Here is a 25,721-nt window from a genome sequence, read left to right as displayed (position 1 = left end):
CCCCTTTTGTTCTGGCCGGGCGGGTGGTGTGAAAAAGGGGGTGCACGGGTGGCCGGGGCGGGGCATCATGCCGCATGCGTTCAGACGACTGGCACCTCTCCGAAGACCTCGACGGCTTTCTCGACAGCACCGGCGACTTCCTGCGCTCGCGTGCCGCCCTGCACACCACCCAGTTGACCGTGCTGGAGAAGTGGCGGAAGGAAGGGCCCGGAGGGGACGGTTCCTGGTCCGCGCTGTTCGGCCGGCTGGAAGGTGCGGGCGAGGGCGAGGTCCATGGTGCCTTCTACCGGCACCCCAGGACCGGTGGCCTGACGCTCACCGCCCTCTCCCCCGAGCAGACCGACACCCTGGCCGCCCGACTCGCCGGGCTGGGGCACGCGTTCACCACCGTCCTCTCGGACGAGGACACCGCCGACGCCTTCGCCGCGGCCTGGCAGCGGCACACCGGAGTCTCATCGACCCGCGACTGGGGTGCCCGGCTCCACCGTCTCGGGGCGCTCACCCCGCCGGAGCCCCGACCGGAGGGCCGGGGGCGGCTCGTCGGCGAGCCGGACCGCGAGCAACTGGTCCACTGGTGCGCCGAGTTCTGCGACACCGTGGGGGAGGTCCCGTCCCCCACCCCCGCCACCTGGCACACCTCCCGGTTCGCCGACCGGCACTTCACCTTCTGGGAGACCCCGGACGGCACCCCCGTCTCCATGGCGGCCCGCACCTCGGTGGTCGGCGACATGGTCCGGGTGGACCCCGTCTACACCCCGGCCCACCTCCGCGCCCGCGGCTACGCGGGTGCCGTCACGGTCGCGGTGACCCGGGCGGCGCTGGAGGCGGGCGCCAAGGACGTCGTCCTGTTCACGGACCCGGCCAACGTCACCAGCAACGCCCTTTACCGGCGCATCGGGTACGTCCCGATCGGGGAGTTCAAGCGGTACCGCTTCTCCGATACCCCTTGAGCCTCGACGGCCCCCAGGTGCCTGAGCCGGTCACGCCCCTCGGGCACCCCGGCCGTCACGCCCCCCTCCGGTACCCCGTCAGCCGCGCCGCCGACGCGATCGTCGCCCGTGCCTCCCGTTCCGGCAGTCCCGTCGAGCGGGCCGCGCTGATCAGGGCCGGGGTGAGGGCGGGGCCCAGCCCGTTCTCGTAGGCGCGGCAGGCAGCCCAGAAGAGGCGGGTGTTGCGCTGACCGGCCCGCGCCGCGGCCACGAACTGGATCAGGCCCCGGCCGTTCGCCGCGGCCGGGGACGATCGCGTCGGCGTCGGCGTCGGCGTCGGGGTCGGGGTCGGGGTCGGCGGCGCGGTCGGCGGAGGGGCGGGCTGCTGAGGGGCGGTCGGCGGCGGGACGGTCGGCGGTGGGGCGAGCAGGCGCAGCAGCGCGGGTGGGCAGGGCGCCGGGGGGAGCCACGCCGTGCCTGGGGTGGTCGCGTAGACGCCCTGGTCGGTACGGGAACCGGGGCCGACCAGATAGCCGCCGGCGCCGCGGATGTCGATACCGGGGGCCAGCCGGCTCGCGGAGTTGGGGACCACGACGTCCGGCGGGCCGCAGAGCCAGAGGTGACGGCCGCCGGAGGGGGTGAGCACGACGACCGTCGGCGGGATCGTGAACAGATGGCGCAACGCCAGTTCGCGCAGCGCGGCCGTGGAGTCGCCGCCGGACTTGGTGTCCAGGTCGATGCCGACGAGATGGTGCGGGGGCAGCCCGCAGGCGATGCCGTAGCCGGTCGACCAGGGCGCGGCGGCGAACATCGCGCGGATGCGGACTGGGTCGGTGGAGGCGTCGTACACCCCGTGCCCGAGGCGTCCGCACGCGCCGCGGCAGAAGGTGGGGTCGCGGAGGTCGTGGCGGTTCCGGTGGGGGGAGCGCAGGGCCGGGAGCTTCGTCCGGGAGAGGGGGAAGACGGCCAGGCCGCGTTCCGCGGCTGACAGGGCGTGTGCGAGGGCCAGCGTCGTGGCCTGCCGGTCGGTGGTGGCCATGCCTCCATGTTCGTACGCATGTTCGAGAAAGGGAAGAGGGGGTGGGTCGACGCGTCGGGCGAAGAGGTGCCGACGGGGAGGGTGGCGGAACGCTTCACCTCTTGCGGCGCTTGGTCCGTGTCATCCCAACCATCCCGACCTGAGGGGTGAAGGTGGTGAAAGGGGTTTATCGACTTGTCATCACGCTTCTGAGGGAATCGGGGTATCCGATCTGGTTCACCGGTGATCCCGTGGGCAACTCTGATCTCGCGACGTCGTGCACCACACCGAGGCGGATGGCCAACTGCCCCGGAAAAACCCGTACTTCACGTAACTTCACGCATCACGGCCAGTCAGCCGGGTGTCCCCTTTACCGGAGGAATACATGGCAAGCATCCGTACCGCCCGCGTCATCGCCGCCGTTTCCGCCCTGCCGCTCGCCGCCGCCCTCTTCACCGGCGTCGCGACGGCGAACAACGGCGCCGGCGCGGCCAACGGATCGAGTGCGGCCGTCACGGAGTCCCTCCAGGGCGTTGTCGGCAGCGGTGTCGGCGGCCACAATCTCGGTAACTCGTCCACCACCGGCCAGCAGGCCACCGGCTCCGGAGCCTCGAACCAGAGCAATACGGCCCAGGTCGAGGGCTCCGCCCTCACGTCGGTGAACCAGGGCAACAACAACGTGGCGGTCGACTTCACGCCGATCTTCGTGTGAGACGGGGGCGGCCGGTCCGGCCCGTTCGGCCGGTCGCCCTCGGCCCTTCCGTGTGGGTGTGCTCTGTGGGGAAACAGCGTCAGCGCGGCGGTGCTTCGGCATCGCCGCGTTCGGCGTTTCCGGGGGCTTTCGCCCCGACGCCGGGCGCCACCGGCCGTGGGCACCACCGGCCGTGGGTGCGCCCCGGTCGTGGGTGCCCCGGCCATCGGTGCCCTGGCTGTCGGTGCCTTCGGCTACGCCTTTGGCCGCAGCGGCGACCTTGACAGCGCATGGCATCTGACGGACAGTCAGAAACTCCGGAAGGAGTGCGCCCGTGCCCCACGACGCCCCCGCTGACCCGGCAGAGACGGCAGAGACGGCAGAACCGGCAGAACCGGCGGAGTCAGCAGACCCGGCAGACCTCGCAGACCTCGCCCAACGGCTCCGGGCCTACGAGGGCCACCCCGCCGCCGTCGCCGGACAGGGCAAGGACCCCGTCAACCTGCCCATGATCCGGCACTGGTGCGAGGCCCTCGGCGACACCAGCCCCGCCTACACCGGCCCCGACGCGATCGCCCCGCCCACCATGCTCCAGGCATGGACCATGGGCGGCCTCTCCGGCCACACCGGACGCGCGCAGGCGTACGACGAACTCCTCGGCCTGCTGCACGCGGCCGGCTGCACCTCGGTCGTCGCCACCGACTGCGAGCAGGAGTACGTCCGCCCGCTGCGGCCCGGTGACGAGGTCACCTTCGACACCGTCATCGAGACGGTGACCGGACCGAAGACCACCCGGCTCGGCACCGGCTACTTCGTCACCACCCGTACCGAGGTCCAGGTGGCCGGCGCCCTCGTGGGGACGCACCGCTTCCGGATCCTCACATACGCCCCCGCGCGCACGCCCTCCCCACCTCCCCGGCCGCCCCGGCGCCGCCCCCGCCCCGTCGTCAACCGCGACAACGCCGGCTTCTGGGACGGAGTGGCCCGCCACGAACTGCTGATCCAGCGCTGCACCGACTGCCGTACCCCGCGCTTCCCCTGGCTCCCCGGCTGCGCCGACTGCGGCTCGCCCGACTGGGAGGCGTTCGCGGCGCGCGGCGACGGCACGGTCCACTCCTACGTCGTCATGCACCACCCGCCCTTCCCGGCCTTCGACCCGCCCTACGCCGTCGTCCTGGTCGAACTGGCCGAGGGCGTGCGGATGGTGGGGAACGTGACCGGGGTGCCGTACGACAAGGTGCGGATCGGCATGGAGGTGCGGGTGGAGTTCCCCACGTACGACGACGATCTGGTGCTCCCCGCCTTCCGGGCAGGGGCGCCCTCATGAAGCCCGGTGCCGGAATCCGGGCCGGTGAAGACGTGAAGGCCGCGCGCGGCACCAGGCCCGGCGACGCGCTTCCGCCACTGGAGATCCCGGTCACCCGCACCCTCGTCATCGCCGGTGCCATCGCCTCGCGCGACTACCAGGACGTGCACCACGACCCGGTCCTCGCCCGCGAGAAGGGCGCCCCCGACATCTTCATGAACATCCTGACCACCAACGGACTCGTGGGCCGGTACATCACCGACCACTTCGGCCCCACGACCGTCCTCCACAAGGTCGCCATCCGCCTGGGCGCCCCCAACCACCCCGGCGACACCCTGCTGCTCACCGGCACGGTGGAGGCGGTCGACGGCGCCGAGATCGTCGTACGCGTGATCGGCGACAACGGCGTCGGCCGACACGTGACCGGCACCGTGACCCTCACGGTGCCCGCCCCGCAACAACACCTGCCCCCACCCTCACCCCCACCCCCACCCTCATCCCCACCCCCACCCTCATCCCCGGCCCCGGAGGTGCTCCCGTGAACCGCGCCGCCATCGTCGGCATAGGCGCCACCGAGTTCTCCAAGGACTCGGGCCGCAGTGAGCTGCGGCTGGCGGCGGAGGCGGTGCGCGCGGCGCTGGACGACGCCGGGCTGAGCCCCGCCGACGTGGACGGCATGGTCACCTTCACCATGGACACCAACCCCGAGATCACCGTCGCCCAGGCGTGCGGCATCGGGGAACTGGGCTACTTCGCGCGGGTCCACTACGGCGGCGGCGCGGCCTGCGGCACGGTCCTCCAGGCCGCGCTCGCCGTGGCGTCCGGCGTCGCGGAGGTCGTCGTCTGCTACCGCGCCTTCAACGAGCGCTCGGGCCACCGCTTCGGCGCCGGCGTGCAGCACCGCGAGCCGTCGGCGGAGGGCGTCGGGCTCGGCTGGGTGATGCCGTTCGGGCTGCTGACCCCGGCGTCCTGGGTGGCGATGGCGGCCCAGCGCTATCTGCACACGTACGGACTGACCCCCGAGGAGGCGTTCGGGCCGGTCGCGGTCACCGCGCGGCGCCACGCCGCGGTCAACCCGGCCGCCCACTTCCACGGCCGCCCCATCACCCTCGCCGACCACGCCGCCTCCCGCTGGATCGTGGAGCCGCTGCGGCTGCTGGACTGCTGCCAGGAGACCGACGGCGCCCAGGCCGTCGTCGTCACCTCCCTCGCCCGCGCCCGCGACCTGCCCCGCCCGCCCGCGGTGATCGTCGGCGCCGCACAGGGCGCGGGCCACGGCCAGGAACAGATGACCGGCTTCCACCGCGGCGACCTCACCGCCCTGCCGGAGGCGGGCGCGACGGCCCGCCGGCTGTGGCGCGCGAGCGGACTCGGCCCCGGCGACATCGACGTGGGCATCCTGTACGACCACTTCACCCCGTTCGTGCTGATGCAACTGGAGGAGTACGGCTTCTGCGGCCGGGGCGAGGCCGCCGCCTACGTCGCCGAGGGCCGGCTCCCGCTCAACACCCACGGCGGCCAGCTCGGGGAGGGCTACCTCCATGGGATGAACGGCATCGCGGAGGCCGTGCGCCAGGTGCGCGGCACCTCCGTCAACCAGGTGCGCGGCGCCGAACGCGTCCTGGCGACGGCCGGGACCGGGGTACCGACCTCGGCGCTCGTCCTGGGGACGGATAGCTGAGATACCGGGGCTCCGTCCCGCCGAGGGGGTGGCCCCCAAGGGGAAACCCCCAGTACCTCTCCCCCTCTCGTCCACCTCTGGGAGGTGCAGGCAGCCCCACCCCTACAACCTGAGGGGGATTCGGCTTCGGCACCTGCGGCCGATCCGCTCGACGGGGTCTCACTCCTAGCGTGGAGCCATGACCACACCCGTCTGCACCAGCGCTTCGGACGCCGCCCGGCGGCCCTCGCCGTATGCGGCCTACCCGTCGTTCGCTTCGTACGTGCGGGCCCGCCGACCGGTGCTGCTGCGCACCGCCCGGTCGCTCACCGCCAACCCCAGTGACGCGGAAGACCTGCTGCAGACCGCGCTCACCAAGACCTATGTCGCCTGGGAGCGTATCGAGGACCACCGCGCGCTCGACGGCTACGTCCGCCGCGCCCTCCTCAACACCCGCACCTCGCAATGGCGCAAGCGCAGGGTGGACGAGTTCGCGTGCGAAGAGCTGCCCGAGCCCGAGCCGGAGCCGTCCGGCGACGACCCGGCCGAGCGCCAGGCGCTGCACGACGCGATGTGGCGCGCGATCATGCGCCTGCCGGACCGGCAGCGCGCGATGGTCGTCCTGCGGTACTACGAGGATCTCAGCGAGGCCCAGACCGCCGAGGTGCTCGGCGTCTCGATCGGCACCGTGAAGTCCGCCGTCTCCCGAGCCCTCGGCAAACTGAGAGAGGACCAGGAACTGGTCCTGGCCCGCTGACCCCACATGACCACCTCTGACCACCTCTGATCCTCCCTGACCGGCTGGGGCCGACCGGTGGCCTTCGGCCGCCCCCTCCAGGCTGCTCCTCAGGCGCCGTGGCGCGGGAACCTCGCCCGCCTCCCGTCCGTTCATCGATCACGCGCCGTAGTGTCCGGCGACGTACGGTGGTCGATGGGTGATCGATCACCCGGATCTAGTGACATACCGAGCGGTACGTGCGCAGAATCAGCGCAACGTTACCGCCGCGTAGGCAGAGTCGCCCCGGGAGGACGCCGTGCTGAGCACCATGCAGGACGTACCGTTGTTGATCTCCAGAATCCTGGCCCACGGATCCACGATCCACGGCACATCACAGGTGATCACCTGGACCGGCGAGCCGGAACCCCACCGCCGCTCCTACGCCGAGATAGGCACCCGCGCGGCCCAGCTCGCCCACGCCCTGCGCGACGACCTCGGGGTCACCCCGGACGACCGGGTCGCGACCCTGATGTGGAACAACGCCGAGCACGTCGAGGCGTACTTCGCGATCCCCTCCATGGGCGCCGTCCTGCACACCCTGAACCTGCGGCTGCCCCCCGAGCAACTGGTCTGGATCGTCCACCACGCCGCCGACCGCGTGGTCCTCGCCAACGGCTCCCTCCTCCCGCTGCTGGCCCCCCTGCTGCCGCATCTGAAGACGGTCGAGCACGTCGTCGTCTCCGGCCCCGGCGACCGCACCGCCCTCACCGAGGCGGCGGCGGGCGCAAACATACGCGTCCATGAGTACGACACCCTGATCGCCGGCAAGCCCACCACCTACGACTGGCCCGAGCTGGACGAACGCCAGGCCGCCGCCCTGTGCTACACCTCCGGCACCACCGGCGACCCCAAGGGCGTGGTCTACAGCCACCGCTCCGTCTATCTCCACTCCATGCAGGTCAACATGGCCCAGTCGATGGGCCTGACCGACCAGGACACCTCGCTGGTCGTGGTCCCGCAGTTCCACGTGAACGCCTGGGGCCTGCCCCACGCCACCTTCATGACCGGCGTCAACCTGCTGATGCCGGACCGCTTCCTCCAGCCCGCGCCGCTCGCCGAGATGATCGAGCGCGAGCGGCCGACCCACGCCGCCGCCGTGCCGACCATCTGGCAGGGCCTGCTCGGCGAGCTGACCGCCCACCCGCGCGATGTCTCCTCCCTCACCCAGGTCACCATCGGCGGCTCGGCCTGTCCGCCCTCCCTGATGGAGGCGTTCGACCGGCTCGGCATGCGGGTCTGCCACGCCTGGGGCATGACGGAGACCAGCCCGCTGGGCACCGTGGCCCGCCCCCCGGCCCACGCCGTCGGCACGGACGAGGAGTTCGGCTACCGCCTCACCCAGGGCCGCTTCCCGTCCAGCGTCGAGGCCCGGCTGACCGGCCCCGGCGGCGAACGGCTGCCCTGGGACGGCGAGTCGGCCGGTGAGCTGGAGGTCCGCGGCCCCTGGATAGCCGGCGCCTACTACAACGGCGTGGACGTCGAGCCGCTGCGCCCCGACGACAAGTTCAGCGAGGACGGCTGGCTGAAGACCGGCGACGTCGGCACCATCAGCCCCGACGGCTTCCTCACCCTCACCGACCGCGCCAAGGACGTCATCAAGTCCGGCGGCGAATGGATCTCGTCGGTCGAGCTGGAGAACGCGCTGATGTCCCACCCGGATGTCGCCGAGGCCGCCGTCGTCGCCGTCCCCGACGAGAAATGGGGCGAGCGCCCGCTGGCCACCGTCGTCCTCAAGGAGGGCGCCACCGTCGACTTCGCCACCCTGCGGGCCTTCCTCGCCGGTGAGCGCGGGATAGCCAAGTGGCAGCTTCCGGAGCGGTGGTCCATCGTCCCGGCCGTCCCGAAGACCAGCGTGGGCAAGTTCGACAAGAAGGTGCTCCGCAGGCAGTACGCGGAGGGCGGGCTGGAGATCACCCGGCTCTGAGGCCGCCCGGCGCCACCCTCCGCCGTCCGCCCCCCTGCTGTCCGCCCCCTGCTGTCCGCCCCCCAGCCGTCCGCCCCTTGCCGTTCGGCCCCCAGCCGTCCGCCCCTTGCCGTTCGGCCCCTGCCGCCGGCCCCTCCGTCAGTTGGTGCCGATCCTCGCCAGCAGATCCACGATCCGGCTCTGCACCTCCGTGCTGGTGGAGCGCTCGGCGAGGAACAGCACGGTCTCGCCGGAGGCCAGCCGCGGCAGGTCCGCCTGGTCGACGGCGGCCGTGTAGACCACCAGCGGGGTGCGGTTGAGCTGCCCGTTCGCCCGCAGCCAGTCCACGATCCCGGCCTGGCGGCGGTGCACCTGCATCAGGTCCATCACCACCAGGTTCGGCCGGAACTGCCCCGCCAGCGCCACCGCGTCCGCGTCGCTCGCGGCCCGCGCCACCTGCATCCCACGCCGCTCCAGCGTCGCCGTCAGCGCCAGCGCGATCTCCGCGTGCTCCTCGATCAGCAGCACCCGCGGCGGATGCTGCTCACTGTCCCGCGGCGCCAGCGCCTTCAGCAGGACGGCCGGGTCGGCACCGTACGCCGCCTCCCGCGTCGCCTGTCCCAGCCCGGCCGTCACCATCACCGGCACCTCGGCGGCCACCGCCGCCTGCCGCAACGACTGGAGCGCGGTACGGGTGATCGGCCCGGTCAGCGGGTCGACGAACAGCGCGGCCGGGAAGGCGGCGATCTGTGCGTCCACCTCCTCGCGCGAGTGCACGATCACCGGCCGGTAGCCCCGGTCGCTGAGCGCCTGCTGGGTGGAGACGTCCGGCGCGGGCCACACCAGCAGCCGCCGGGGGTTGTCCAGCGGCTCCGGGGGCAGTTCGTCGTCCATCGGCTGCGGACGCGGGGTGTCCGCGACCTCGACCGCGCCGCCGGGACCGTCCAGCGGCTCCGGCCCTTCGTCGGCGTTCTCGTCCGGGGCGCCTATGGCGTACGACCGTCCGACGCCCTCGGTGCCCGGCGCGCGCCGGGGCGGACCGTTCAGCGGCGGGGGCGACAGCGGGGCCGGCTGCGGGATCGCCTGCTCGGCGGGCGGATGCTGACGGGCCTGCTGCTCGCCGACGCCGTCGGGCGCCGGGTCGGGACGGGTGCCGAGCTTGCGGCGGCGGCCCGAGCCGGAGGGGTTGTGCGGGGCGGGCGTGGCGGTGGCCGAACCCTGCCCGCCCAGGCCCTGCGGCTGAGGGGCCGGGGGCTGTTGCTGCGGCTGGGGCTGCTGGACCTGGGCTGCCTGCCGGGTGAACGGCACACCCTGGCCCAGCGTACGAACGCTTATGGCCCTGCCCTGCGTGGAGTCCGGATCCACCGGCATCGCGGCCTCGGCGGGCAAGGGCTGTGCGGCCCTCGACTGCGGGCCGGCCTCCGGCGGAAGGGGCGTACCGGTGCTGGGGGTCGGGGTGGGCATGGCACCGGGCGCGGGTGTACCGACGGGTGTTCCGGCGGGTGTGCCCGAGGCGTTCGGGGCGTTCGGGGCGGCCTGCGCCGGAATCCCCGGGGCCGGAGGAACCGGCGGCGCGTCGGACCCGCCCTGCTGGGCGGCCCGCCGACGGCGTCCCGAGGGACCGCTCACGGGGTGCGGCTGCGGAGGCGTGTGGTCGTCGTCCTGGTCGTGCGCGACGGCGTCGTGCCGACCGGGCTCCTGTCCGGCGGTCTCCGCGCCCCGCTGCTGGGGGGCCGCGGTCCCACCCGGGATGCCCTGCGCGGGAACCGGCACGGAAGCCGACAGGGGAGCCTGTGCCTGGGCCTGCATCTGAGCGGCGGGCTCCTCCGCGCGGTCCGCCTCGGCGGGCGGCAGCGCGAACACCGCACGCGGCGCCGCGTCCTGCTGGGCCATCGCCCGTTCCTGCGCGGCGGCAAGTGCACGCCGACGCCGCCCGGACGGCTGCCCACCATCGGCGGAACCACCGGAATCCAGCTCACCGACACCGTGCCCGCCAGGACCCTGCCCACCGGGACCGTGCCCGCCGGGAACCTGTGCCCCCGCCGCCGGAAGCGCGGGCGGCAACGCGGCCTGTTCACCGTCCGGTCGACGGGCCCGCCGCCCGGAAGGCCCCGCGGGCACCCCCTGCGGAGGTACGGCCGCACCCAGCCCCGAGCCGACGGCGGCGGCCCCGGCCGCGTGCTCGGCGGCGGTGACCACGGCCCCCTGCGCGGCAACGGACTGTCCGACCGGGGAACCGGCCGAGGGACCAGCCGGAGAACCGACCGGGGAACCTGCGGAGGGACCGCCCGTCGTACCGGGCTCGATGGCGGCGGGCTGCCCGCGCCGACGCCCGGTCGGTACCGCAGCCCCCTCACCACCGTCGGCCCCGTTCCCGGGACCGGGCACCCAGGCGCCCTCGCCACTGTCCTGCGGACCGGCGGCCCGCCGACGCCGGCGCCCGGTCGGCGCCGAGCCCTCACCGCCGTCGCCCCCGGACATCTCGCTCTCCAGGAACGCGTCCACGGAGGACCGCCGGGCACGCCGCCGCCCACCCCCGTCCTCACCGGACCCGTCCGTACTCCCGGAACTCCCGGAATCACCGGTGCTGTCGGCCCCGCTCGCGACGTGCACGGGCAGGGGAGCGGCGGCAACGGCCCCCGCCCCGCCCCCGATGGGCACCTCCAGCACGAAGGCGCTGCCGCTCATCCCGGGCACCACATGGGTCTGGAGCACACCGCCGTGGGCGCGGACGATCCCGCGCACGATCGGCTCGTGCACCGGGTCCCCCCCGGCGTACGGCCCGCGCACCTCGATCCGTACGACCGCACCGCGCTGCGCCGCCGCCACGACGACGGTGTTGTCCATGTACCCGCCCGCGGAGACGGGCGAGTTGCCGGTGGCGTCGACCCCGGCCACATCGGCGATGAGATGGGCGAGCGCGGTGGCGAGCAGCGCCGGATCGACCTCGGCCTCGATGGGCGGCGCGTGCACGGCGAACTGCACCCGGCCCGGCCCGATCAGTTCGACGGCCCCTTCGACACCCGAGGCGACGACGGAGTCCAGCATCACCTTCGTACGGGCGACCGAGTCGGTTCCGCTGTCCAGCCGCTGGTAGCCGAGGACGTTGTCGATGAGCGTGGTGATCCGCGAGTACCCGGCGGAGAGGTGGTGCAGCACCTGGTTGGCCTCGGGCCAGAGCTGACCGGCGTCGTCGGCGGCGAGCGCGGACAGATCGCGGCGCAGTTCGTCCAGCGGCCCGCGCAGGGAGGTGGCGAGCAGGGTGAGGAGCTGTTCGTGCCGTCCGGCGAGCACCTCGTAGCGGTCCTTCTCGCGCTCGGCGAGGGCGGCGTAGCGGTCCTCACGGGCCGCGAGGTCCTCGGCGTGCGCCTCGCGCAGCGCCTCGGTCTCGGTGACGTGCTGCTGCCGCAGCGCGGTCAGATCGGAGGCGTGCTCCTCGGAGAGCCGCTCCAGTTCCTTCCGGTGGGCCTTCTCCACGGCGGCCATCTCGGTGGCGAGCGTGTCGTACGGGCGGCGGTCGGTGAAGGCCATCACGGCGCCCACCAACTGATCGCCGTCCCGCACCGGCGCGGTCGTCAGATCGACCGAAACCCTGTCCCCGCCCTTGCTCCACAGCACCTGCCCGCGCACCCGGTGCTTGCGCCCCGAGCGCAGGGTGTCGGCGAGCGGCGACTCGTCGTAGGGGAAGGGCGTGCCGTCGGGGCGGGAGTGCAGGACGAGGCCGTGCAGCTCCTTGCCGCCCAGCTCACCGGCCCGGTACCCGAGGATCTGCGCGGCGGCCGGGTTGACGAGCACGATCCGCCCGTCGGTGTCCGTCCCTACGACGCCCTCGGCGGCGGCCCGCAGGATCATCTCGGTCTGCCGCTGTGAGCGGGCCAGCTCGGCCTCGGTGTCGACGGTGCCGGACAGATCGCGGACGACGAGCATCAGCAGCTCGTCGGAGGTGTAGCCGTAACCGTCGTACGCCTGCTGCCCGTTCACCAGGTTCGCGCTGCTGACCTCGACGGGGAACTCGGAACCGTCGGTCCGGCGGGCGACCATCCTGGTCGGCCTGGTGCGGGCGCGCGGGTCGATGTGGTCGGGCCGTCGCATGCTGCCCGGGATCAGCTTGGAGTCGAACTGCGGCAGCAGATCGAGCAGCCCGCGCCCGACGAGGGCGGTGCCGGGAGCCTCGAAGGCTTCCAGCGCGATGGTGTTGGCGTTGACGACGGTCCCGTTGGCGTTGACCAGGACCAACGCGTCGGGAAGCGCGTCGAGTATCGCCGCGAGGCGAGCAGCGCCTCGGGATGGCCTGCTGCTCACGAGTCGCTTCCTCCCTGTTACCGCACCTAGGGCCTGTCGTTCGGATCATCCCGGCGTCGCGGGGTCTGGTGCGCGGATCCAAACGACAGACCCTAGCCGACCGCTCGGGCCATCTTGCCAACCTGCCCGCGACGTGTCACGCGAGGGAGTCTAAGCGCTGCCCTCCCACCCGTGACGCCGGATCCGGCAGAGGTCGCACGACGCGGTGACGCGTTGTCGACACGCTGACCCCTCTCGTCGCGCCCCGCCCGCACCCCTCTCACATCCCTCCTCATCCGCGTCGTACACCTGTCGCACAGCCCCTTCGCACAGCCTGTGCGACAGATGTACGAAGCGGGCGCGAGATCTTTACGTAGGTCGGTCGATCGCTCGGTCGACGTCCCGACTCAGCGAGCACCCCCGCCGGAGGTGGAGGTGGAGGTGGAGGTGGCGGTGGAGGTGGAGGTGGAGGGGGAGGTGGATGTGGAGCCGGAGTCGGCACTCGGCAGCAGCGGAACGAGCCGGTTCCAGCGCGCGATCTCGCACCCGTCGGAGCGGTCGTACCGGGCGTCGACCCGCCGCCCGGACCAGGTCCCGGTGACATGGGCGGTGGCCTCCCCGCCGTGGAGCATGGTGCAGGTGCTGCCTTCGGGGACCGGCGCGAAGGGGTCCCGCCCCTCCACCGTCTCCCGCTCGACGGCCCCGCACGCCCCGCTGACATCCGGGTGATCGCCGTGATGCGGCCGGCAGGAGAGGTCGTACGACGTGCTGCCCCCCTTGCCGTCGCGCACGGTGACCGTGAGCTGACCGGTGGCGACCCGGTCCTCGTAGCGGATGGGCGGCGGGAGGGCGGGAGAGGGGAGACCGGACTGGGCGGCGGCGTCCGCCGGGACGGCGGCGAGCGAGCCGAAGACGGCGAGTGCGGCACCGACGGCGACGCCGACCCGCCGCAGGGAGACGACGGCGGTACCGGAACCACTGGTGATGCGGGGGGAGGCGTATGTCATGCCCTGAGTAACGCGGGGGCGACGGGTACGTTGCGCCCGCTTCCGGCCGTACGGCGAAGGCGACGCCGCTGAACGACCGGGCGGCCGGGCGGCCGGGCGGCCGAGCGGCCCCGGCGGACCGGGGGCAGTGTGCGGGCGACGCCGGGAAACCCCTGGCGAACGCCTTTGCCCTGCGCCCCGCCCGCCTTGTACGGTGGGGGCGATTGGTGACACCGCGCTCGTCTGTGTCATCATCTGCACGCACCGATCGCGTACGCGCGAGCGTCGCGAGTCGGGTGTGCTGGAGGCGTCGCCTAGTCCGGTCTATGGCGCCGCACTGCTAATGCGGTTTGGGGTTTACCCCCCATCGAGGGTTCAAATCCCTCCGCCTCCGCACCACGATCCAGGGAGTTCAGCCGAAGCGCTGAACTCCCTGGCTGCATTTCCCCCGCTCCCCTCCCCAAGTGACCTCCGTCACCCACCCGCGGACGCCCGGAACCCCGTCCCCTCCGAACCCCCTCCGAAGGGCCGTTTCCGCAGCTCAGGCAGGGTATGGAGAACGGATTTCACATGTCAGCGGCAGTCATGTAATGTTCTTCCTGTCGCCGCGAGCGGCCCGAAAGGCCCCAAGCGAAGACAGAAACACAGCACAACACAAGCACTCGTAGCTTAACGGATAGAGCATCTGACTACGGATCAGAAGGTTGCAGGTTCGAATCCTGCCGAGTGCGCACACCCCAAAGCCCCTCCGGGATGATCCCGGAGGGGCTTTGTCGTGCCGTACGGCAGCGGTGTCTTCTGCGTCTGTCGAGAAGCGCGAGGCGTGCTCGGCTCAGCCGTCCACACCTTCACGGGGAAGGACATGGAGCTGATCGGCCCTGTGCTGGACTGGCACCCGTCCGAGGCCACCGGGATGCTCGCGGCGACGGCGCGGGGGGTACGGGGCATCTGCGAGGTGAGGGACGCCGGGCTTCCCGTACCGCTCACCGACGAAGGACCGAGGGTCCACGAGGTGGACATGGACGAGACGGTGAGCCGCAACCAGCTGGTTCGCAGGATCATGGGGACGACCAGCCTGGACGAGGCGGAGGCGCTCAGCCACGACATCTGCGGCTCCTCGGAGATCGACCACGAGCGACCGTGAGCCTGTCCAGCCCCAGGCAAGGGCTACGCCGCCCACACCCGCAGGTGGTCGCGGAGCCGTCTCGCCACCTGGCCCATCGTCGCGTCCGCCCCGGGCTGGCTGCTCGCCGCGACGCTGGATTCCGTCAGCGCCGCCACGGCGTAACGGTGGCCGTCGGTGTGTTCCACCACGCCCGCCTCGTGGCGAAGGTTCAGAAGGGTGCCGGTCTTGGACGACCAGGTCGCCGCGTCCGACGCGAAATCCGGGGCGAGACGGTGGCGTAGGACATTGGCGGACAGCAGGGTGCGTACGGCCCCGGCCACTTCCGTGGGGATCGTCGTCGGGTGCCAGAGGGAGTGGAGGAGGTCCACGAAGGCTCTCGCCGTGCCGGTGTTCGCGTGGGAGATGTCGAGTTGGGGGACGCGGTGGCCGCGGCCGGGGGTGCCGGCGTCGATGGCCAGGGCGTGGGCGAGATGGACGTCGGCGGCCTCGAAGCGTTCGGCCGGGGTCTCCGTCAGCTCGTTCATGGTGTGGCGGACCGAAATGCCCTTCACCCCGAGGTCCTTCAGGAGTTCCGTCACCCTGCTCGGCGGGGTCAGGACGAACAGGGCGTCCGCTGCCACGCTGTCGCTGATGCAGGTGCTCAGATAGACCAGGTCCTCCACCGCCACGCGGGCCGGGTGGCGGAAGCGGCTCATCCCGGTCGGGCCCGGGACGGACAGCCGGCCCGGAGCGACCTCCACCGGCATCGCGGCGTCCAGCTCGCCCCGTCTGACCCGTTCCAGGGTCGCCAGGGCCAAGGGGACCTTGACGAGCGACGCCACCGGGAACTCGATCTCCGGATCGATCCCCAGTTCCTCCCCGGTGTCCAGGTCGCGCACCAGGAACGAGCCGTGCAGGCCACTGTCCTGGAGCGTGGCACGCAACTCGCTGAGCAGGGCTGTTGTTGTCATCTCGTCGCAACCGTCGCCGGAATCGTCTTTATCTCTTGGCTTGCTTGTTGCCCATTCTTGTCATGGGCTTTCGCGTCCAGGCAGTCCGCGATCGCGTTTCCGCATGCGTCCATGATCCGTTCCGTTGTCCCCGCGTCCGTGTCCTCCGCCGCCACCAGTGCGTATCCACGCGCCAGGCCCGGGTTCAGTTCCCCTATCTCGCGCCAGTGGAGGGACAGGTTCTCAGCCTGGCGGCGGGAGCAGAGGACGGCGTCGCCGGTGCCGCGCAGGACTTCCGCCGCCGCCGACGGGAGGTCGGGGGCAGCGGCGAGTTGGGCGGGACGCAGGCCCAGGGCGTCCCGTAGGCGGGTCAGACGGTCGCGCACATGGGGTACGTCGTCCTCCGGCTGGAGCCAGACGCGGCGGGGGCGGCGGTTGCCGTCGGTGCGGGCGGGGCGGAGGGTGTCCAGATAGATCGGGCCGGTGCCCGGGGTGGTGGCCGTCACGGCCAGGCCCAGCGGGGTCGTCCAGTGCGCCGCGTCCGGCGGGACCGCCAGCAGGGCCGCTCTGGCCTGCCGGGATCTGACCAGGTCGGCGCGGTCGGCGGGCGCCGCCGGGTGCGGGGACAGGGGGAGTCCGGCCTGCTGGGCGTCGGCGATCAGCCGGGCCAGTGCGCCGGTCGGGCAGTCGACGGGGACGGCCAGTCGCAGGGGGTGCCGGCGGGCCGCCTCCGCCTCGTGCTCCAGCCGGTCGCCCAGTTCCACGAGTTGTCGGGCCAGGGGCAGTACGTCTCTGCCGAACGCTGTCAGCGTCACCGTGCGGGACGATCGGGTCAGCAGACGTTCGCCGAAGTGGCGCTCCAGCGCGGCGACGCGGCGGCTGGCCACGGACTGTGCCATCCGCGCCGCCGCCGCGCCCGCGGTGAAACTGCCGTACTCGCTCACATGCACGAACGCCCGGCATGCCCCCAGTAGATCCACGCCTCCACTATGCCAAAACAGCATGGATGGGGGCATGGGTGTCTTGGACGGTGGGTGCGGGGGTGGCGGAGGGTGAACGCGGTAGGCGGGTCCGGCCAGGGGTCCGGCCAGGGGTCCGGCCAGGTGTCCGGGCAGGGGTCCGACCAAGGGTTTGGCCAAGGGCCTGACCAGGGGTTTGTCGCTGCTCGGCCATGGGTTCGGTTCGGTGCTCGTGGTGCCGGGTGGCTCCGCCTGGGCCGGGGGCCGGGTGTCGGGGGCCGAGTGTCGGGGGCCGGGTGTCGGGTGCCCGCCGTGGAACGTCTCTGTCTGGAGGTCTTGCCATGTCGTCGTACGTGAATCGGGCTCGCCGGGGTGCCGCCGCCGCGGCCGGTGTGCTCGCGCTCGCCGCGCTGCCCGCCTGTGGTCAGGAAGGCGGGGACGCCCGGATGGGGGCCGCCGGGCAGGCCGCCGCCGTCGAGAAGGCGGGTACGCCCTCCGCCCAGCAGGTCAAGAAGGAGTTCCAGGCGCTGGAGAAGGAGTTCGACGCCCGGGTCGGCGTCTACGCCCTCGACACCGGCACGGGGCGGAGCGTCGGGCACCGCCCGGACGACCGGTTCGCCTACGCGTCCACCTTCAAGGCGCTCGCCGCCGGGGCGGTGCTGCGCAAGCACGGCATGGACGGGATCGACAAGGTCATCCGCTACTCACGCGAGGACCTCGTCGACAACTCGCCCATCACCGAGGACTTCGTCGAGAGCGGTATGAGCCTGCGCGAACTGTGTGCCGCGACGCTCTGGTACAGCGACAACGCCGCCGTCAATCTGCTCCTTGAGGACCTCGGCGGGCCCGACGGGCTGGAGGCCGTGCTGGAGGAACTGGGGGACGACGTCACCGAGATGGACCGTTTCGAGCCCGATCTGAGCGAGGGCAAGCCGGGTGACATCCGGGACACCAGCACGCCGCGCGCGCTGTCCGGGAGCCTGCGGGCGATGCTGCTCGGGGATGCCCTGAAGCGGGACGAGCGGGAGTTGCTCGCGTCCTGGATGAAGACCAACACCACCGGCGAGACGCTGATCAGCGCCGGGCTGCCGGACGGCTGGACCGTCGGCGACAAGAGTGGCGCCGCGGGCTACGGCGGTCGTAACGACATCGCCGTGCTGTGGCCCGAGAACGGGGGCAACCCGATCGTCATGTCCGTGCTGACCAGCCGGGACAAGGACGGGGCCGAGCGGAAGGACGAACTGGTCGCCAAGGCGGCCTCGATCGCGATGAAGGGGCTGGGGCGGGGGGAGTAGCCCGCCCACCGGTGACGCAATCGGTGCCGGTGTCCTGGGGTGGGCTGGGTCGGGTCGGGCTTGACCGTGGTCGGTCCGGGGTGCCAGTGGTCCCGCCGTCGCCGGGGCTCAGCAGTCGCCGCCGCCGCGGGCCAGCATCTCCAGGTACTCGTGGGCCAGGCCCGTCGCGCGGGTGAACCAGTCGGTGATCACGGCGATCTCGGCGTCCGAGTACTCGGCGAAGAGCGCGTGCAGCCGGACGTAGTAGCTCTCGTAGATCGCCGTGACGCGCTCCACCGCCGCCGGTTCCGCCGCCACCCGCACCCGGCGGCGGTCGGTGGGGTCGGGGCGGCGGGTGACGTAGCCCGCGCGTTCCAGACGGTTGAGGATGCCGGTCACCGCGCCGGTGGTGACGTGGGCGCGGACGGCCAGGTCGCCCGCGGTGAGCAGGTGGTCGCCTGCCTCCACCACATAGCCGAAGCAGGTGAGGTCGGTGACGTTCAGGCCCAGTTCCTGGGCGATCTGGTGCTGACCGAAGAGATGGGCCGAGATCAGCCGGTCCATGGCGTGGACGGCCTGGGCGGTTCGCCGGATGGGGGAAGCCGCCGGGGCCTCGGCCTCGGGAGGAGTGGGGCCTGGGGGTACGGGACTCGGGGGCGCGGGACGGGCATGCGGGGTGCTGGGGGTGTCGGCTGGCGGGGCGTGGGCGCGGGCGTGGGCGTGAGCCCGGGGGGTTGGGGGGGCCTCGTCCGGCGGGCGGGGGGTCGGAGGGGGTGGAGGTGGCGGGGGTGGCGTCGGAGGTCGTCGTGGAGTCGTCGCCGGGGTGAGGTCGGCGGCGGCGTAGGTTGGTTCTTCGTGGCGTGATGCCTGGTCAGAGTGGGTTGTCAGTGGTGGGCTCTACGCTTTGGGGCAATGGTTCAGGTGTGGCGTTGCTCGGGGCTGCGGTGGACTGCGCAGGGGCCCGTCCTGGAGTGGGACGGGGGTCGGCGCAGCGCGCTGGGCTGGGGACAGCGGGTGGCGTTCGGGGTCGGCTCGGGGGGTGGGCGCAGATGCGTGGGGGCGCGGGGGCACGAGTGTCCGGTGCGGGCGGCCGTGTCGGGGCGGAGTACGGGGGCGCGGTGCGAGGAGTGCGCGCGGCTGGATCGGGCGCACTCGGTGGCGGCGGACACCCTCGCGGACGACCCCCGCCCATATCACGTGTATCTGGCGTGGTTCGGGCCCGGGATGGTCAAGGTCGGGATCACGGCGGTCGGGCGGGGCCCGGCGCGGCTGCTGGAGCAGGGGGCGGTCTGTTTCAGCTGGCTGGGTGTCGGGCCGCTGATGGCCGCGCGGCGGGCGGAGGAATTGTTGCGGGCGGCGCTGGGGGTGCCGGACCGGATCCCGTACGCGCAGAAGCGGGCGGTACGTGCTGTGTTGCCGGGGAGCGAGGGGGAACGGGCCGCCGAGATCGCGGAGTTGCACGAGCGGGCGGTGGCGCTGGGCGGGTGGCCCGAGTCGCTGACGAGGCTGCCGTTCCGCGCCGAGGACCATGTGAGGGCGTTCGGGCTCGCGGGGCTGGTGGGTGCGGATGCCTTCGGGGAGGTGACCGAGTTGGTGGCCGGTGGGGTGGTGAGCGGTGAGCTGAAGGCCGCCGCCGGGCCCGATCTGCATCTGGGGACGGGGGGCGGGGTGGTGGTGCTGGACACGCGGTTGATGACGGGGTGGGGGTTGGTGCCCGTGTCTGTGCCCGTGTCTGTGTCTGTGTCTCTGCCCGTGCCCGTGCCGGGGGGTTCGGTGGGGGGTGAGGTGTCCGTGCCTGTGCGGGAGTTCACGCGGGAGGCGCATCAGCAGGACGGGTTGTTCTGACGGGCGTCGGGATGACGGTCGGGCCGTGGGTCAGCTCCGGCCCGAGGGCACGCGGACGACCGGGTGACCGGGTCACCGGAGACAACGGCGCTGATCAACTACGTCCCTGGCGGCGACCCCGGTTGTGCCCCTGCCCTTGACCTTGACCTTGACCCTGGCCCTGCCTCTGCCCATGACCTTGCCTTTGCCCGTGCGACAGGGCGTCTTCTCCTCCCCGTCGGCGGGCTCCGCCGCCCCCGACACTCGGCTCCGGGAAGAAGGACGCCGCCATGGCGAACTGGACGCCGTCCACCGGGCTCCCCATGGTCGCGCTGAGCGACGCGCTCTGCCTCTGGGACTGGGACAGGCGTTCTTCCGGGCTGGGCAGCAGGCCCTGCTGGTACTCCTGGTACGACATTTGCTGCCGCGGCTGCTGCTGGTACTGGGGCTGCTCGTACTGGGGGTACTGCGAGTACTGCTGGGAGTACTCCTGTGAGTACTGCTGCGGGTACGGCTGTTGGGCCTGCTGGCCGCGTGGCTGGAGCGACGCGGCCTGTGCGGCCTGCCGGTTCGGGTTGCCGCCCGTTTCGATCGGGGGCAGGTTGCTCCGCATCTCCGCCAGTCGATCACCCCCGCCGAACTGGCCGGGACCCGAATCCCATCCCGCCGCCTGCGCGAACGCGGTGTTGTCGTGAGCCTCCTCGTGCGCCGCGGCCGTCACCCAGCGGACCCGGTTCCGAGGATCAGGGCCGAGGTCGATCTGGTCTGTTTCCCTGCCTGAATTCCGTGACATGCCTGTACTACGTGGTGCCCCTCGCCGATGGTTCATCCCGCATCGCACATCACACATCACACATCACACATCGTTCATTGCGTCATTGCGTCATCGCGCGAGGGCGGCCGGGTGTTTCTCAGGAAAATCACAGGTTCGGGAAAGGGGTCTCTCAGAGGGCGTGGACAGGGTGGGCGGTATGACCACGACCTCGCCCCAGGGGCGTACCGAACTGCTCAGGCCGGACGGGAACCGCGTCCGGGTGCTTGTGGTGGACGACGAGCAGTCGATCACCGAGCTGCTGTCCATGGCCCTGCGCTATGAGGGATGGCAGATCAGGAGTTCAGGGGACGGCCACGGGGCCGTGCGGACGGCGCGCGAGTTCCGGCCCGACGCCGTCGTACTGGACATGATGCTGCCCGACATGGACGGGCTCGCCGTGCTGGGGCGGCTGCGCCGGGAGCTGCCCGACGTCCCGGTGCTCTTCCTCACCGCCAAGGACGCCGTCGAGGACCGGATCGCCGGGCTCACCGCCGGCGGGGACGACTATGTGACCAAGCCGTTCAGCCTGGAGGAGGTCGTCGCGCGGCTGCGCGGACTGATCCGGCGTTCGAGCGCCGCCGACCGGCCGTCGGACTCCATGCTGGCCGTCGGCGATCTCACCCTGGACGAGGACAGCCACGAGGTGACCCGGGGCGGCCAGGGCATCCATCTGACCGCGACCGAGTTCGAGTTGCTGCGGTTCCTGATGCGCAATCCCCGGCGGGTGCTCAGCAAGGCGCAGATCCTCGACCGGGTGTGGTCCTACGACTTCGGTGGCCAGGCCAATGTCGTGGAGCTGTACATCTCCTATCTGCGGCGGAAGATCGACGCCGGACGCGAGCCGATGATCCACACCCGGCGCGGTGCGGGGTATCTGATCAAACCCGCCCCCTGACGGGCGGAGGGCGGGGTGGGGCGGGGACCGCCCGGCGGTGCCGGCACGGAGGCCACGGTTCACAGGTGGCTTCCGCCCGGCTTCCGCCCGGCTTCCGCCCGGCTCTCACCCGGGCCGGATCGACGCCGTCGCCGAGGTCCTGAGGGACCGCGAACCGCAGACCCACCCCGGAGCTTCCCGGCCTCGGCGCGCACCGGGCGCAGTTCGGCAGCGATGCAGCGGTGCGGCGGTGCGGCGGGTGCGGCGGGTGCGGCGGTGCAAGGGTGCGCGGTGCAGGGGCGCCGGGGTGCAGGGATGCCGGGATGCCGCGGTGCAGGGGGTTCGACGGCACCCGGCGTCCGTCACCGGAACGGGTGCGTATCGGATGCCGACCCGTACCCACCGCCCTCTAATGAAGACGTGTCCAGCGCACCGGATCGGCGGAGAACCGGCCTTCTGCAACGGCTCGGGGAATGGTGCGCCCGCCATTTCGTGATCGTCATCGTGGGGTGGCTGGTCGCGGTGGGCGGGCTCCAGGCGGTCGAGCACGCCTTCGGCGGCACCTACTCGGACAACTTCGCGCTCTCCGGCTCCCAGTCCCAGCGGGGCGTCGACCTGCTGAAGAGCCATGACCCGGCGGCGGACGGCTACAGCGCGCAGATCGTGCTGCACGACGCCGACCGGTCGCTGACCGCGCTCGGCCCGCAGGTCTCCGCCACCGTCGCCGGTCTGCAGAAGCTTCCCCATGTCCTGTCGGTGCAGAATCCGCTGACCGTCCAGTCCCCCACCCCGAAGCTCGGCCCGCTCTCCGGCGACGGCAGGACCGCCTACCTCACGATCCGCTTCGACACCCAGCCGTCGACGCTCGGCGAGGGCTACCTCCACGGTGTGGACGGTGCCGTGGAGCCGCTGCGGGCGGCCGGGGCCGAGGTGGAGTACGGCGGATCGCTCGGTGAGCTGGCCCGTCCGGCGGCGAACGACCGGGTCAGTGAGCTGATCGGCTTCGCGGTGGCGATCGTGGTGCTGCTGGTCGGCTTCGGCAGTGTGCTCGCCGCGGGCATCCCCCTGCTCACCGCGCTGATCAGTGTGGTCGGCGGGCTGGCCGGTCTGGGGCTGCTGGCGGCGGCGTTCACCTTCGCCACCGTCTCCCCGACCCTGGCCACGATGATCGGGCTCGGCGTCGGCATCGACTACGCCCTCTTCCTGATCACCCGGCACCGGCAGCGGCTGATGGACGGCGACGACCCGGTGCGCGCGGCCGGGCTCGCGACCACCACCGGCGGCCGGGCGGTGCTGGTCTCGGGCAGCACGGTGATCGTGGCCCTGGCGGGCCTGTACGCGTCCGGGCTGTCCTTCATCGGCAAGCTGGGGCTGGCCGCCGCGGTGACCGTGGTCTCGGCGGTGCTGGGCGCGTTGACCCTGGTCCCGGCGCTGTTGGGGCTGCTCGGCACCCGGATCGACCGTCTGCGGGTACGGCATCCGGTCGCCGAGACCGACGCCCCGCCGGGCGAGGAGCCGCAGGGCGTGTGGCACCGCTACGCGCGACGGGTGGAGCGGGCGCCGCTGCGCTATCTGGCGGCCGGTGTGGTGACGATCGCGGTGCTGGCGATCCCGGTCTTCTCGATCCAGCTCGGCCACATCGGCGACGGCGCCGACCCGACGTCCTTCACGGACCGGCGGGCGTACGACCTGATGACCGATGCCTTCGGCCCCGGCTCCAACGGCCCGCTGACGCTCGTGGTGGATCAGTCGGGCGTCCCGGCCGACCGGCGTCCGGCGCTCGCGTCGCAGGCGCAGCAGACGCTGGACGCCGTACCGGGCGCGGCGGCGGTCACCCCGCTCACCCCCACCAAGGACGGGGAACTGCTGGTCGGCACGGTCTACTCCGCCCGCTCCCCGCAGGACGCCGCCACCACCGCGCTGACCAACCGGCTGGTGCACGACACCCTGCCCGCCGCGCTCTCCGGCACCGACGCGAAGGGCTATGTCACCGGCTCGACCGCCGCGCAGGTGGACTTCCGGGACATCGTGGCGAACCGGCTGCCGCTGATCATCGGGGTGGTGGTCGCCCTGGCGTTCCTGATCATCCTGGCGGTCTTCCGGGGCCCGCTGGTCGCGCTGAAGGCGGCGGTCCTCAACGTCCTGTCCATCACGGCCTCGTACGGGGTGGTCGTGGCGGTCTTCCAGTGGGGCTGGGGCGGTCCGGCGCTCGGGGTCTCGGGGACGGTGCCGATCGAGAGCTATGTGCCGATGATGATGTTCGCGATCATCTTCGGCCTGAGCATGGACTACGAGATCTTCCTCCTCTCCCGGGTGCACGAGGGCTGGCTGCGGATGGGTGACGCGAAGGCGGCGGTGGCGCACGCCCTGGAGATCACGGCCCGGGTGATCACCTGCGCCGCGTTGATCATGGTGAGTGTCTTCGCGGCGTTCATCGTCAGCGACAACATCGTGGTCAAGATGCTGGGTCTGGGCCTCGCGGTGAGTGTGCTGATCGACGCGACCGTCGTACGGCTGCTGATGGTCCCGGCGGTGATGACCCTGCTCGGCCGGCACGCCTGGTGGACCCCGCGCTGGCTGGACCGGGTGCTGCCGCACATCGACACGGAGGGGAAGGTCACGGAACCGGAACCGGAGCCGACACCCACACCGAAGCCAAAGCCGAAGCCGAAGCCGACACCGAAGTCGACACCGGCGCCGAAGACGGGGGCCGGGTCGGAGACGGAGGGGCCGCCGGACCGTCCGACGTCGGCCTCGCACTGAGGACAGCACCGGGAACCCCCCTCTCGTACAGCCAACACGCCTTGTACGCCGTACAAGAACTCCTCTACGCTGTATAACATGACCGTGCTCTCACAGGCCGACAGCGCTCCCCCCACGGGGGGCGGCCACCCCCAGCGCTGGCTGATCCTCGGTGTCATCTGTCTGGCACAGCTCACCGTGCTGCTCGACAACACGGTGCTGAACGTGGCGATCCCCTCCCTCACGGAGGAGATGGACGCGACGACCTCCGACATCCAGTGGATGATCAACGCCTACTCACTCGTCCAGTCGGGCCTGCTGCTCACGGCCGGCAGCGCGGCGGACCGCTACGGCCGTAAGAAGATGCTGGTCACCGGGCTCGCCCTGTTCGGCATCGGCTCACTGGTGGCCGGACTGGCGGACTCCTCCGGCCAGTTGATCGCCGCGCGCGCCGGAATGGGCGTCGGCGGCGCGCTGCTGCTGACCACCACCCTGGCCGTGGCCATGCAGATCTTCGCGCCTGAGGAACACGCCCGGGCCATCGGCATCTGGAGCGCCGTCAACGCGCTCGGCTTCGCCACCGGCCCGCTCGTCGGCGGCCTCATGCTGGACCACTTCTGGTGGGGCGCGATCTTCCTGATCAACCTGCCGGTGGTGGCGCTCGGACTGGTGGCCGTCATCGCCCTGGTCCCCGAGTCCAAGAACCCCCAGGGCGACCGCCCCGACCTGCTCGGCGCGCTGCTCTCCACGATCGGCATGGCCTCGTTGGTCTTCGCCGTCATCTCCGGACCGGAACACGGCTGGGGCTCGGGCCGGGTACTGGCCGGCGGCCTCTGCGCGGTGGTCTTCCTCGGCCTGTTCGCCTGGTGGGAGAGCCGGATCCCGTACCCGATGCTGGACCTGGCCTTCTTCCGCAACCGCCGCTTCACCGGAGCGGTCGCCGGTGCCGTCCTCATCACCTTCGGCATGGGCGGCGCGCTGTTCCTGCTCACCCAGCACCTCCAGTTCGTCCTCGGCTACGGCCCGCTGGAGGCGGGTCTGCGGACCGCGCCGCTGGCGCTGATGGTGGTGGCCCTCAACTTCTCCGGCCTCTCCGCCAAGCTGACGACCCGGCTCGGTACGCCCGTCTCCATCGCCCTCGGCATGATCCTGATGTCCCTGGGCCTGGTCTCCATCGCCACGCTGGCCTCCGGCGGCTACTCCGGGATGCTGCTCGGGCTGGTCCTCATCGGCTGCGGGTGCGCGATCGCGAACCCGGTGATGGCCCACGCCATCATGAGCAGCATCCCCCCGGCGAAGGCGGGCGTCGGCGCCGGGATCAACGGCACGCTCGCGGAGTTCGGCAACGGCCTGGGCGTCGCCGTCCTCGGCGCCGTCCTCAACTCCCGCTTCGCCGCGCTCATCCCCATGACGGCGGCGTCCCTGCCGGGGGCGCTGGCGCTGGCCGAGGGGGAGGAGGAGAAGGAACAGGTCGTCGACGCGTTCACCTCCGGCCTGGAGACCAGCCAACTGGTCGGTGCCGTCGCCGTGCTCGTGGGCGGCCTGCTCGCGGCGGCGCTGCTGCGCAGGGCCGAGCGGGAGGACATCTGAAGCACTCAGGTCCGCGCATTCGAGGGACCGACCCCTA

Annotated in this window: 19 protein-coding genes, 2 tRNA genes and 2 pseudogenes; 16 read left to right on the top strand and 7 right to left on the bottom strand. The window is 72.2% G+C overall.

The annotated features are described in order from the left end of the window. The first annotated feature begins 74 nt into the window (after positions 1-74). Positions 75-950, top strand: a complete 876-nt coding sequence (locus tag ACIQNG_RS19650; protein WP_401486484.1) for a GNAT family N-acetyltransferase — start codon at positions 75-77, stop codon at positions 948-950. Positions 951-1,005: 55 nt separating this feature from the next. Here the strand turns inward: ACIQNG_RS19650 and ACIQNG_RS19645 are convergent, their stop codons facing one another. After that, on the bottom strand, positions 1,006-1,968 hold the full coding sequence (locus ACIQNG_RS19645) for a bifunctional DNA primase/polymerase (RefSeq protein ID WP_401486482.1): 963 nt from the start codon (positions 1,966-1,968) through the stop codon (positions 1,006-1,008). A gap of 364 nt (positions 1,969-2,332) precedes the next feature. Here ACIQNG_RS19645 and ACIQNG_RS19640 point away from each other — a divergent pair, with 364 nt between their 5' ends. From ACIQNG_RS19640 to ACIQNG_RS19615, 6 genes are all read left to right on the top strand, one after another. Next, a complete protein-coding gene (locus tag ACIQNG_RS19640) occupies positions 2,333-2,659 on the top strand; it encodes a hypothetical protein (protein WP_401437155.1) in 327 nt (108 codons plus the stop codon). Positions 2,660-2,972: 313 nt separating this feature from the next. After that, positions 2,973-3,965 carry a bifunctional MaoC family dehydratase N-terminal/OB-fold nucleic acid binding domain-containing protein gene (locus ACIQNG_RS19635; protein ID WP_401486480.1) on the top strand — a complete coding sequence of 331 codons (993 nt, stop codon included), beginning with the start codon at positions 2,973-2,975 and terminating at the stop codon, positions 3,963-3,965. Then, positions 3,962-4,486 carry an acyl dehydratase gene (locus ACIQNG_RS19630; protein ID WP_401486478.1) on the top strand — a complete coding sequence of 175 codons (525 nt, stop codon included), beginning with the start codon at positions 3,962-3,964 and terminating at the stop codon, positions 4,484-4,486. Before ACIQNG_RS19635 ends, ACIQNG_RS19630 begins: the two co-directional genes overlap by 4 nt. Next, positions 4,483-5,625, top strand: coding sequence for a lipid-transfer protein (locus ACIQNG_RS19625; protein WP_401437150.1), 1,143 nt, complete (start codon positions 4,483-4,485; stop codon positions 5,623-5,625). Before ACIQNG_RS19630 ends, ACIQNG_RS19625 begins: the two co-directional genes overlap by 4 nt. A gap of 178 nt (positions 5,626-5,803) precedes the next feature. Beyond that, positions 5,804-6,361 carry a SigE family RNA polymerase sigma factor gene (locus ACIQNG_RS19620; RefSeq protein ID WP_401437148.1) on the top strand — a complete coding sequence of 186 codons (558 nt, stop codon included), beginning with the start codon at positions 5,804-5,806 and terminating at the stop codon, positions 6,359-6,361. Positions 6,362-6,650: 289 nt separating this feature from the next. Then, entirely contained in the window at positions 6,651-8,306 is a 1,656-nt protein-coding gene (locus tag ACIQNG_RS19615) for a long-chain fatty acid--CoA ligase (protein ID WP_401437264.1), read from the top strand. Between the two features lie 138 nt (positions 8,307-8,444). On the opposite strand, the gene ACIQNG_RS19610 is transcribed toward ACIQNG_RS19615, so the two are convergent. Together ACIQNG_RS19610 and ACIQNG_RS19605 are read right to left on the bottom strand one after the other, a co-directional pair. Then, positions 8,445-12,587: a PAS domain-containing protein gene (locus ACIQNG_RS19610; protein WP_401486475.1), complete on the bottom strand. Its 4,143-nt coding sequence runs from the start codon at positions 12,585-12,587 to the stop codon at positions 8,445-8,447. Positions 12,588-12,973: 386 nt separating this feature from the next. Beyond that, entirely contained in the window at positions 12,974-13,573 is a 600-nt protein-coding gene (locus ACIQNG_RS19605) for an SSI family serine proteinase inhibitor (RefSeq protein WP_401486473.1), read from the bottom strand. A 282-nt stretch (positions 13,574-13,855) separates the two neighbouring features. On the opposite strand from ACIQNG_RS19605, the gene ACIQNG_RS19600 reads away from it, so the two are divergent. The 3 genes and pseudogenes from ACIQNG_RS19600 to ACIQNG_RS19590 form a co-directional block, all read left to right on the top strand. Continuing rightward, positions 13,856-13,946 (top strand) — tRNA-Ser (locus ACIQNG_RS19600). Between the two features lie 264 nt (positions 13,947-14,210). Beyond that, positions 14,211-14,283 (top strand) — tRNA-Arg (locus ACIQNG_RS19595). A gap of 92 nt (positions 14,284-14,375) precedes the next feature. Beyond that, a pseudogene (locus ACIQNG_RS19590) lies at positions 14,376-14,690 on the top strand (DUF1152 domain-containing protein); the annotation flags it as partial. Between the two features lie 29 nt (positions 14,691-14,719). Here the strand turns inward: ACIQNG_RS19590 and ACIQNG_RS19585 are convergent. Beyond that, a complete protein-coding gene (locus tag ACIQNG_RS19585; protein WP_401486471.1) occupies positions 14,720-15,628 on the bottom strand; it encodes a serine hydrolase in 909 nt (302 codons plus the stop codon). After that, positions 15,625-16,587 carry a LysR family transcriptional regulator gene (locus tag ACIQNG_RS19580; protein ID WP_401486470.1) on the bottom strand — a complete coding sequence of 321 codons (963 nt, stop codon included), beginning with the start codon at positions 16,585-16,587 and terminating at the stop codon, positions 15,625-15,627. The genes ACIQNG_RS19585 and ACIQNG_RS19580 overlap by 4 nt, the downstream gene beginning before the upstream one ends. Before the next feature lie 320 nt (positions 16,588-16,907). On the opposite strand from ACIQNG_RS19580, the gene bla reads away from it, so the two are divergent. Continuing rightward, a complete protein-coding gene (gene bla / locus ACIQNG_RS19575) occupies positions 16,908-17,861 on the top strand; it encodes a class A beta-lactamase (protein ID WP_401486468.1) in 954 nt (317 codons plus the stop codon). A 108-nt stretch (positions 17,862-17,969) separates the two neighbouring features. On the opposite strand, the gene ACIQNG_RS19570 is transcribed toward bla, so the two are convergent. Further along, entirely contained in the window at positions 17,970-18,404 is a 435-nt protein-coding gene (locus ACIQNG_RS19570) for a MarR family winged helix-turn-helix transcriptional regulator (RefSeq protein ID WP_401437261.1), read from the bottom strand. Between the two features lie 23 nt (positions 18,405-18,427). Here ACIQNG_RS19570 and ACIQNG_RS19565 point away from each other — a divergent pair. Together ACIQNG_RS19565 and ACIQNG_RS19560 are read left to right on the top strand one after the other, a co-directional pair. Then, positions 18,428-18,667 (top strand): annotated as a pseudogene (locus ACIQNG_RS19565) (HGxxPAAW family protein); the annotation flags it as partial. Between the two features lie 85 nt (positions 18,668-18,752). Beyond that, a complete protein-coding gene (locus ACIQNG_RS19560; protein ID WP_401486466.1) occupies positions 18,753-19,685 on the top strand; it encodes a DUF2797 domain-containing protein in 933 nt (310 codons plus the stop codon). A 94-nt stretch (positions 19,686-19,779) separates the two neighbouring features. Here the strand turns inward: ACIQNG_RS19560 and ACIQNG_RS19555 are convergent, their stop codons facing one another. Further along, positions 19,780-20,457: a hypothetical protein gene (locus ACIQNG_RS19555; protein ID WP_401486465.1), complete on the bottom strand. Its 678-nt coding sequence runs from the start codon at positions 20,455-20,457 to the stop codon at positions 19,780-19,782. A 178-nt stretch (positions 20,458-20,635) separates the two neighbouring features. Here ACIQNG_RS19555 and ACIQNG_RS19550 point away from each other — a divergent pair, with 178 nt between their 5' ends. The 3 genes from ACIQNG_RS19550 (at position 20,636) to ACIQNG_RS19540 (ending at position 25,684) form a co-directional block, all read left to right on the top strand. After that, positions 20,636-21,373, top strand: coding sequence for a response regulator transcription factor (locus ACIQNG_RS19550; RefSeq protein WP_401486463.1), 738 nt, complete (start codon positions 20,636-20,638; stop codon positions 21,371-21,373). A gap of 399 nt (positions 21,374-21,772) precedes the next feature. Continuing rightward, entirely contained in the window at positions 21,773-24,115 is a 2,343-nt protein-coding gene (locus tag ACIQNG_RS19545) for an MMPL family transporter (RefSeq protein WP_401486461.1), read from the top strand. Between the two features lie 78 nt (positions 24,116-24,193). Further along, complete coding sequence (locus ACIQNG_RS19540) at positions 24,194-25,684, top strand: MFS transporter (RefSeq protein WP_401486460.1); 1,491 nt, start codon at positions 24,194-24,196, stop codon at positions 25,682-25,684. Positions 25,685-25,721: the final 37 nt, after the last annotated feature.

The sequence above is a fragment of the Streptomyces sp. NPDC091377 genome (assembly GCF_044757045.1).
In the GTDB taxonomy this organism is placed as follows: Bacteria; Actinomycetota; Actinomycetes; order Streptomycetales; family Streptomycetaceae; genus Streptomyces.
This window is presented reverse-complemented; position numbering and strand designations above follow the sequence as displayed.